This window comes from Collinsella sp. AF11-11 (assembly GCF_003465485.1).
In the GTDB taxonomy this organism is placed as follows: domain Bacteria; phylum Actinomycetota; class Coriobacteriia; order Coriobacteriales; family Coriobacteriaceae; genus Collinsella.
This window is the reverse complement of record NZ_QSAS01000006.1, coordinates 92,437-101,648: the sequence shown is the minus strand read 5'-3', so window position 1 is coordinate 101,648 and position 9,212 is coordinate 92,437. Positions and strand designations below refer to the sequence as shown.

Sequence of the window (9,212 nt, the reverse complement as noted above, 5' to 3'; positions counted from 1 at the left end):
GGTGCTGCCTCCCGGCGCATTCCGCAGGGGGAGCGATATTTTGCAGCACGAAGTGCGCAGCAAAATATCGCTCATGCCCGAGGACGCGCCGGGAGGCAGCACCGATTCGGGGCCGGACATGCGGATCTACCAGCGCATTTACAAATTCGTAAACTTTTTTCAAAAAAGTGCTTGCACAGTTCTCGAATCATAGGTTATTATCTTCCTCGTTGAACGCGCGGGTCCAAAAAACGAACCGTGAATCAACAATATAGCATGTCGGAGTGGCGGAATTGGCAGACGCGCTAGCTTGAGGTGCTAGTGACCGCTTTTTGGTCATGCGGGTTCAAGTCCCGCCTCCGACACCATCGCATTTGAGAAGCCTCTTCGGAGGCTTTTTTGTTACCGATAGACGGTGGGGTCCACGATGGAAACGCTTGAACGCAACGAGTGGGCAGACGTTGCCCAACTAGTCGAGATCACGAGCGATGCTGTCATCATCTGCGAACTCGACGGAACCATTCTGCATGTGAATAATCGCTTACTTGGTTTGATGTGCGAGGAACGCGCCGACGTCATCGGTGGAGATGTTAAAGACGTCCTGTACTCGTCCGCTTTTGAACGTGCGACGGAACATCGTCTGCCATTTGAAACTGATGGCTCCGAGAACGAACTGATGCTCAAGCTGAGTGACGGCTCTTTTATCCCCGTCTTGGTTCGTGCGGGCTCCGTAACGCCTCCACGCATCTTTGGGCGCCGTGCACCACGTGTCCTGGTGGCGCTTCACAGTATCGAGGAACAGTATTCTCACGACCGTCAACTCAAGCGTGCGTTATCGGAGCTTAGAGTGGCGAACAAACGTCTCTCTGGCACGCTCTCGGTCATTATGAGCACTGTGGGCTCCGATGAGTTGCCCAGCCTGCTTGATACCGTTTTGAACCAGCTTGTAGGAACGCTCGATGCTTCGGGTGCCGCTATCTATTTTTCTGAGAGCGGCGGTTTTAAGCTACGCGGTGTTTCCAAGGAGCTGTACGATAGCTACCTGCCCGAGTTTTTGCCGTATGGCGCTGGCATTCCGACGTATGTTCTTCGCGAGTCACGTGCCTGTCGCTTGTCGATTCAACAGGACCTTGAGGGCGATAGGGCCGCCTCCGGTATGTTCATGGACTTGGACAATCGTTCTAAGCACCTGTTGCGCGTGCAGGATATGCCTCCGTACCGCAGCGAGATTTGTCTTCCCGTTTTTTACGGTACGCAGATCCTTGGCGTGCTGGAAGTTGGTTGGAAACGCCCCCAGGCACCGCTCGCCTATGACGTTAATGTACTCGAGGTCATTTGCGATTACCTGTCTATCCAGCTGGTCGGCATGGCATCGAGCCTTCGCTCTCGTCGTACGGCCGAGCTCGGCCGCTCGCTCAATGTCTTACGTGATGAGTTGTTTACCTTTCTAGACGATTCCGCCGCGGCTACCCAAGCGGTATCGTCCGAGATCTGCAATATGCTCAACTGCCATTTTTGCCCTATTGAGTATGACGCCAGTCTGGATTCCTACGTCATAGATTTTGAAGGCGGCAGTCGCGTTGCTTTGCCGGACAATCCCGAGAAGCTTTTCTTTTCCACGACGGCGCCGGCGGCACGTCTGGGGGCTGGCCCTGATGGCTTTGAGGCATCTGCTTTGGGCGGCACGAGTGCCGAGGACCTTAAACACGTCCGTATAACTCGCGTTGACGAATCGATGCCTATGGGAGGCTGGCTTAGGGCGCATGGTCTGCCTTGTCAAGGTCTCTACGTCGACTCCGGCATCGAGGCGGGGCGCCCGCGCTCTGAGGGTGATGGCAAGCACAGTAACGACGCGATTGTTCCTGCTTCTGTTGCGAAGAGCCCGACTACGCGTGCGCTGCTGCTTCGTGATGGTAGCCAAGAGCCGATTGATGACCTTGAATATGACTACTTGGTGCACTTAGCGCATGATTTTGAACTGATCTACGAAGGCGAATCTCAAAAGCGCGAGGAGCGCCATATCGCTCAGACCCTCCAGATCGGCATGAGAAATTCCCTGGGGGATGTTCCGGGTATCGCAACCGATTCGGTGTACCTGTCGGCCACGAACTCGGCGTTGGTCGGCGGCGATTTCTATACGCTCATCCGTCTTCCCGACGACTGCGCCGTCATGATTCTGGGTGATGTGTCTGGCAAAGGCATTGAGGCCGCATCGATGTCCGCGCTCGTCAAGACGGCCCTGACGGCATATGCTTGGGAGGGCGCTGGACCGGCCCGCATGGCACGCTCCCTTAACAGCATGCTCATGGGCTTTTCGAGGGTCGAGACGTTCGTGACGGCCTTTATCGCCAAGATTGACCTTAAAGCCGGACGCGCAACGTATTGTTCGGCGGGCCATCCTCCGACCATGGTCATCAGGCCAGAGTCGATGCCGCTGGGTGGCGGCGAGGCCCGTGGGGGAGAGGTCGAACTGCTTGGATGCCAATCGGGCGTAATCGGCGCATTCGAAGGCATGGTGTACGAGACGGGTGCCTTTACGTTCGCCCCCGGCGATATGCTCTTTATGTATACGGATGGAACGATTGAGGCCCGTGACCGCACCGGAGCGTTCTTTGGCGAGCAGCGCTTGCGCGATCTTCTGCTTTCTGTTTCGGCGGAGGGCGTGTCGGGCATTTGCGGCAAGGTCTTGAGCGAGCTTGACCGATTTACCGATTCGGCGCTGGACGATGACATTGCATTGGTGTCCCTTGAGTTTTTACGGGGTCGTTCATAGACGACGCTGGGCGGGTTGAATCCGCACGGTTGGGGAAACGAATGCATCGAGTGGGCTTTTTTGGGAACCATGGTCGTATGAATGAGTGGAATGACATAGCGGTTTTGACGCCACCGGGTGATGTCGACATCGCCTCGGTACCCGTGCTGCGCCGACGGTTGGATAATTTGATCGACCGGGGCGTGCGTCGCGTTGTCATCAATTGCCAGGCCGTGGGCTTTATCGACTCGACGGGTTTGGCGTTTTTGCTTACACGTGCCAGAGAGCTTATGAGGCGAGAGGGCCTGCTTTCGCTTGTTAACGCCTCCGAGGAGGTTATTCGCTTTTTGGAGATTGCCCGACTTGTCGACATCCTGCATGTAGCGGGTCCGGCACGGGAGTCTATTCCCGCCATTCCGGTGGGGGAGCTGCCTCGCTGGAGTAAGAGCGTCGAGGTCCGTCAGGGTATCGAGAATCTTCCATACTATCGACATCGCATTGCCGAACTCCTTGAATCGCTTCCGTTGCGTCGCGACGAGCGCTACGATGTCGCATTGGCGTCGGGGGAGGCGCTGGGTAATGCCTATGACCATGCGGGCGGTATCGGGTGCGTCCTGACGGTTCAGGCCTATGGCGATCGCGTTGTGGTCGAGGTACTTGATCGAGGTGCCGGCTATTCTATCGATGAAACGAGCGAACCGGTCGCATCTGAGGAGCGCGGCCGTGGTATCAAGCTTATGCGTATGCTCGTCGATAACGTGGAGGTTGCTCGTCGTACGGACGGCGCCGGCACGCGCGTGCAGATGGTGAAGCTGTTTAGCGGAGCGCTGGAATCGTGTGCCTAGCCAATCGCTTTAGCGCGTTTAGCTACTAAGAACATGCGGCAGACAAGTTTTTTGAAAAAAGTACTTGCGTCTTTTGGACAACTCGCGTAAATTAATAACCCGCAAGCGGACATGGCTCAGTTGGTAGAGCACAACCTTGCCAAGGTTGGGGTCGCGGGTTCGAGCCCCGTTGTCCGCTCCATTGCATTTCCGGACCGTTTAGGCGGTCTTTTTTCGGCGAAGTGGCCAAGTGGTAAGGCAGAGGCCTGCAAAGCCTTTACCCCCGGTTCGAATCCGGGCTTCGCCTCCAGGCAACATCCGGGCGCTCCGGCGCCCGTTTTGTTTTACATATGCGGACATGGCTCAGTTGGTAGAGCACAACCTTGCCAAGGTTGGGGTCGCGGGTTCGAGCCCCGTTGTCCGCTCCAAACGTAACAGCCCGACTACTACGGTAGCCGGGCTTTTTCGTACCCATCTTCTGGGCCCGAACCCGAGAGGGAGCGAGCGTTTTGGGGCGTGTCTGTGGCGTTGTTTGCCGCGAATGTCCGCTTTGGGCGTATCATCGTGGGCATCTCGCAAAACCTCGTTGCAAGGGAGACTCATCCCATGGCTACAGAAAAGTCCTCGTCGCGCCCATGGATGTCCGATGCCGCGATCTATCAGATCTACCCGCGCTCGTTTAAGGATTCGACTGGTTCGGGTCTGGGCGATATCGCGGGCATTACCCAGCAGATGGACTATCTTGAGCGGCTGGGTATCGAGGCCATCTGGCTGAGCCCGTTTTACCCATCGCCTCTTGTTGATGGCGGCTATGATGTGGCGGACTACTGCGATGTCGACCCACGTCTCGGCTCGCTTGATGACTTCGATGACATGATCGCTGCGGCTCATACGCACGGCATCAAGGTCATCGTCGACATCGTGCCCAACCATTCGTCCAACCAGCACCCCTGGTTCAAAGCCGCTCTTGCCGCCGGCCCCGGATCGCCCGAGCGCGCCCGTTATATCTTCCGCGATGGTCGCGGCGAGCACGGCGAGCTGCCTCCCACCAATTGGAATGCCAACTTTGGTGGCCCCGCCTGGACGCGCGTCGCGGACGGTCAGTGGTATCTGCACATGTTTACGCCCGAGCAGCCGGACTTTGACTGGTCATGCCCCGAGGTTCACGCGTTCTTTTGCGACGTCCTGGCGTTTTGGAGCGATCGAGGCGTCGATGGCTTTCGCATTGATGTGGCGCACGGTCTCGCCAAGGACCTCGACCGCGATGACCTCGACCGGTGGCATCTCGCCGAGGGCGATGACATGGTTGACGACGGCACCCATCCGCTGTGGGACCGCAACGAGGTCCACGAGATCTATCGCGAGTGGCGCCGAGTGTTCGACCGCTATAATCCGCCGCGCAGCGCCGTTGCCGAGGCGTGGGTGCTGCCCGAGCGCCAGTATCTCTACGCGCGCCCCAGCGAGCTTGGCCAGACATTCAACTTTGAGTTTGCCAAGGCCACTTGGACCTATGATGACATGCACGCTGCAATCGAGGAGGGCTTGAAGGCGGCTATCGAATCCGATTCCGCCTCGACCTGGGTACTCTCCAACCATGACGTGCCGCGCGTGGCGACGCGCTATGCCCTGCCGCAGATCAAGGCGACGCGCTACCACCAGATTGCGCTCGACTGGCTCTTACGCGACGGGTCGTCTTATGACGAGGACCGTGAACTCGGCGAGCGCCGCGCGCGGGCGGCCCTTTTGCTTGAGTTGGCGCTTCCGGGCTCGGCATACGTGTATCAGGGTGAGGAGCTCGGCCTTTTTGAGGTGGCTGACATCCCGTGGGCTGCACTCGAAGATCCCACTGCGACCAATACGCACGGACCGAAGCGCGAGAAGGGGCGCGACGGCTGTCGTGTGCCCCTGCCGTGGGTGGCGGCGGACGACCCCGTGCAGGGCGGATCGTTTGGGTTTTCACCGGCGGACGCCGATGCGGCGCCCCATCTGCCGCAGCCTGCATGGTTTTCCGATTACGCTGCCGATAGGGAAGAAGCGGATCCGACATCGATGCTTGCGCTCTATCGCGACGCCCTCTGGCTGCGGCGCAAGCTGCGCGGGTGCGCCAACGATCTTGCGTGGCTCGATCTTGACGGGCGCACCGGCCTTGCGGATGGTGCCGAGGGCGCTGAGGGTGGCGTCATCGCCTATCGCCGCGACAACGGCTGGGCGTGTGTGACGAACTTCGGCGCAGCACCCGTGGAGCTGCCGGCGGGTAGGGTCCTGCTCACCTCATCACCGCTTGTAGACGGTGGGCTCGCGCAGGACAGCTCTGCCTGGATCATGCTCGGTGAGATGTAAGGGCCTCTTGCGGCGAGCTTGCGTTTGCCTGCACCTTCCGTGGTGGTTGATGTCTTCGCGAGGTTCGCGAGGGTATCGCAAAACTTTTCAAAAAAGTTCTTGCATAGGATGCGGGTATCACGTAAGATTAATCCTCGTAAGCGGACATGGCTCAGTTGGTAGAGCACAACCTTGCCAAGGTTGGGGTCGCGGGTTCGAGCCCCGTTGTCCGCTCCATTTGGGCGTTTAGCTCAGGGGGAGAGCGCTTCCCTGACACGGAAGAGGTCAGAAGTTCAAATCTTCTAACGCCCACCAAATGTTCGCAGCTCAGAGGCATCGCCTCTGGGCTGTTTTGTTTTGGTCGCCAAATGGGTCGCCAAATACGTCACCAAATTTCGAGTTTTTGATCTTCCGGGATGCCTCTCAGTAGTCATCCGAGGAAACTCTCATCTTCTCCGTTTGCATACACATATCTTTCAAGGATTCGTGCCGCGGTTGCATGAGGCTCGGCAAGGCATGACCGCAACATGTTGGTCAAGCATAATCTTTTGGATTCTTTTGGCGTGAGCGGCTTGGTTTTGGTAGGATTTGTCAGCGGCTTGACTAAGGGGGTTTTATAACTGCCATGCAGGTAGCCGTGTTGGTAACGTTTTACCGACTTGTCAAATACCCCTCATTTTTAATGCGTCTGCAAAATGACTAATTGCTTTGACCTGCTGAAACACTATATGTTGTGTTTGATCTAAAAAAAGAATACAGGATATAGATGCCTCTTTGTCGTATGATAGATGGCGGACAGAGAACGAAGACCTTAACTGCCTCTTTTGAACGTATCCTTGAGCCGCTTGATCGGCTCCTGGGAATGTCCGCATGGAGGCTTATGGTTTATCGAGAACACAGATTGCGCGACGGCGCCGCAAGACAGGGGCAAGCCCTGCCGGGCATCGTTTGGCTCTGAAGCGCAATGAGGCTACGATGCGAAAGAGGCAAGAGGATGAAGATCATCAAGCGCAGCGGCACCGAGGTTGTCTTTGACATCGATAAGATCGTCAATGCCATCCGCGCCGCCAACTTGGAGGTCGAGGAGAGCTCTCGTCTAACCGACCGCCAGGTGGTTTACGCGGCACAAAACGTCGCCGAGGCATGTGAGAACGCGGGCCACACCGTTTCGGTCGAGGAGATCCAGGATTTGGTCGAGGACGAGATCATGCGTCTCGACTGCTACGAGGTTGCCCGCCACTACATCATCTATCGCTATGTCCAGAGCCTGAAGCGCCAGAAGAACACGACCGACGACAAGATTCTGTCGCTGATCGAGTGCAATAACGAAGAGGTCAAGCAGGAGAACTCTAACAAGAACCCGACCGTCAATTCCGTCCAGCGCGACTATATGGCCGGCGAGATTTCCAAGGACCTGACTCAGCGTGTGCTGCTGCCCCAGGAGATCGTGGATGCCCACAATGAGGGCCTGATCCACTTCCACGATTCCGACTACTTTGCCCAGCACATGCATAACTGCGACCTGGTGAACCTAGAGGATATGCTCCAGAACGGTACTGTTATCTCGGGTACGCTGATTGAGAAGCCGCACAGCTTCTCGACGGCTTGCAACATCGCGACGCAGATCATCGCCCAAGTTGCTTCCTCCCAGTACGGTGGCCAGTCGATTTCGCTGACCCATCTTGCCCCGTTCGTCGAGGTGAGCCGTCAGAAGATTCGCGGCGAGGTCGCCCGCGAGCTCGAGGAGCTCGGCGTTTCCGCATCTCCCGAAAAGGTCCGCGAGGTTGTTGAGGACCGCCTGCGTGACGAGATCCGTCGCGGCGTCCAGACGATTCAGTATCAGGTCGTGACCCTTATGACCACGAATGGCCAGGCGCCGTTCGTGACGGTCTTTATGTATCTCAATGAGGCCCGTACGCCCCAGGAGAAGCACGACCTTGCCATGATTGTGGAGGAGACGCTTCGTCAGCGCTATGAGGGCGTTAAGAACGAAGCCGGCGTGTGGATCACCCCGGCGTTCCCCAAGCTCATCTACGTGCTCGAGGACGATAACATTCGCGAGGATTCGCCGTACTTCTATCTGACCAAGCTCGCCGCCAAGTGCACCGCCAAGCGCATGGTGCCCGACTACATCTCCGAGAAGAAGATGCGCGAGCTCAAGCTGTCTAAGGGCGAGACTGCCGGCAACGGCGATTGCTACACCTGCATGGGTTGCCGCAGTTTCCTGACGCCCGACCGTTCGGGCAACGGCTTTAACAATGTCGCCAACGCGCTGAACTATGACCCGACCAAGCCTAAGTACTACGGTCGCTTTAACCAGGGTGTTGTGACCATCAACCTGCCCGATGTCGCGCTGAGCTCGCATCAGGACATGGATAAGTTCTGGAAGATCTTCGACGAGCGCCTTGAGCTGTGCCATCGTGCCCTGCTTTGCCGTCATGAGCGCCTGATGGGCACGCTTTCGGATGCCGCGCCGATTCTTTGGCAGTACGGCGCCCTGGCGCGTCTGAAGAAGGGCGAGACGATCGACAAGCTGCTCGTGGGCGGCTATTCCACCATCAGCCTGGGCTATGCCGGCCTGTATGAGTGCGTCAAGTACATGACGGGTCACAGCCACACCGAGAAGGAGGGCACGCCGTTCGCCATGGCCGTCATGCAGCGCATGAACGACAAGTGTGCGGAGTGGAAGGCCGAAAGTGATATCGATTTCTCGCTGTACGGTACGCCGTTGGAGTCGACGACCTACAAGTTCGCCAAGTGCCTGCAGCGCCGTTTTGGCATTATCCCGGGCGTGACGGACAAGGGCTACATTACTAACAGCTATCACGTCCATGTGTCCGAGGAGATCGATGCCTTCGACAAACTTAAGTTTGAAGGCATGTTCCAGCAGCTTTCGCCGGGCGGTGCTATCTCCTACGTTGAGGTTCCCAACATGCAGGACAACCTCAAGGCTGTCATTCGCGTGATGCAGTACATCTACGACAACATCATGTACGCCGAGCTCAACACCAAGAGCGATTACTGCCAGGTGTGCGGCTACGATGGCGAGATCAAGATTGTCGAGGATGACGGCAAGCTGGTGTGGGAGTGCCCCAGCTGCGGCAACCGCGACCAGGAGAAGATGAACGTCGCTCGTCGTACGTGCGGCTACATCGGTACCCAGTTCTGGAACCAGGGTCGAACCGAGGAGATCCGCGACCGCGTGCTGCATCTCTAATAACCATTCCAGGCCGCCCCGTAGCGAGGCCCCGGACCTTTACTCGCTATTTCGGACAGTCCTGGCTCACGAACAGGAGGCGCCACTGGCGCCTCCTGTTCGTGCGGAACTCATAGCGAGT

Annotated in this window: 5 protein-coding genes and 6 tRNA genes; all 11 read left to right on the top strand. The window is 57.5% G+C overall.

What is annotated here, in order from left to right; translation table 11 throughout:
- Positions 1–193: hypothetical protein (locus tag DWV58_RS10005; protein WP_233540519.1), on the top strand; the 193-nt coding region annotated here is incomplete at its 5' end.
- A gap of 64 nt (positions 194–257) precedes the next feature.
- A tRNA-Leu gene (locus DWV58_RS05700) sits at positions 258–347 on the top strand.
- Between the two features lie 59 nt (positions 348–406).
- Entirely contained in the window at positions 407–2,752 is a 2,346-nt protein-coding gene (locus DWV58_RS05695; RefSeq protein WP_117776463.1) for a GAF domain-containing SpoIIE family protein phosphatase, read from the top strand.
- A 77-nt stretch (positions 2,753–2,829) separates the two neighbouring features.
- Complete coding sequence (locus DWV58_RS05690; RefSeq protein WP_117776469.1) at positions 2,830–3,576, top strand: anti-sigma factor antagonist; 747 nt, start codon at positions 2,830–2,832, stop codon at positions 3,574–3,576.
- Positions 3,577–3,681: 105 nt separating this feature from the next.
- A tRNA-Gly gene (locus DWV58_RS05685) sits at positions 3,682–3,757 on the top strand.
- Positions 3,758–3,791: 34 nt separating this feature from the next.
- A tRNA-Cys gene (locus DWV58_RS05680) sits at positions 3,792–3,865 on the top strand.
- Between the two features lie 42 nt (positions 3,866–3,907).
- Positions 3,908–3,983, top strand: a tRNA-Gly gene (locus DWV58_RS05675).
- A 178-nt stretch (positions 3,984–4,161) separates the two neighbouring features.
- Complete coding sequence (locus DWV58_RS05670) at positions 4,162–5,895, top strand: glycoside hydrolase family 13 protein (protein ID WP_233540518.1); 1,734 nt, start codon at positions 4,162–4,164, stop codon at positions 5,893–5,895.
- Between the two features lie 140 nt (positions 5,896–6,035).
- Positions 6,036–6,111: transfer RNA gene (locus tag DWV58_RS05665), tRNA-Gly, on the top strand.
- A 3-nt stretch (positions 6,112–6,114) separates the two neighbouring features.
- Positions 6,115–6,189 (top strand) — tRNA-Val (locus DWV58_RS05660).
- Between the two features lie 679 nt (positions 6,190–6,868).
- Positions 6,869–9,091, top strand: a complete 2,223-nt coding sequence (gene nrdD / locus DWV58_RS05655) for an anaerobic ribonucleoside-triphosphate reductase (protein WP_117757387.1) — start codon at positions 6,869–6,871, stop codon at positions 9,089–9,091.
- The last annotated feature ends 121 nt before the right edge of the window (positions 9,092–9,212 follow it).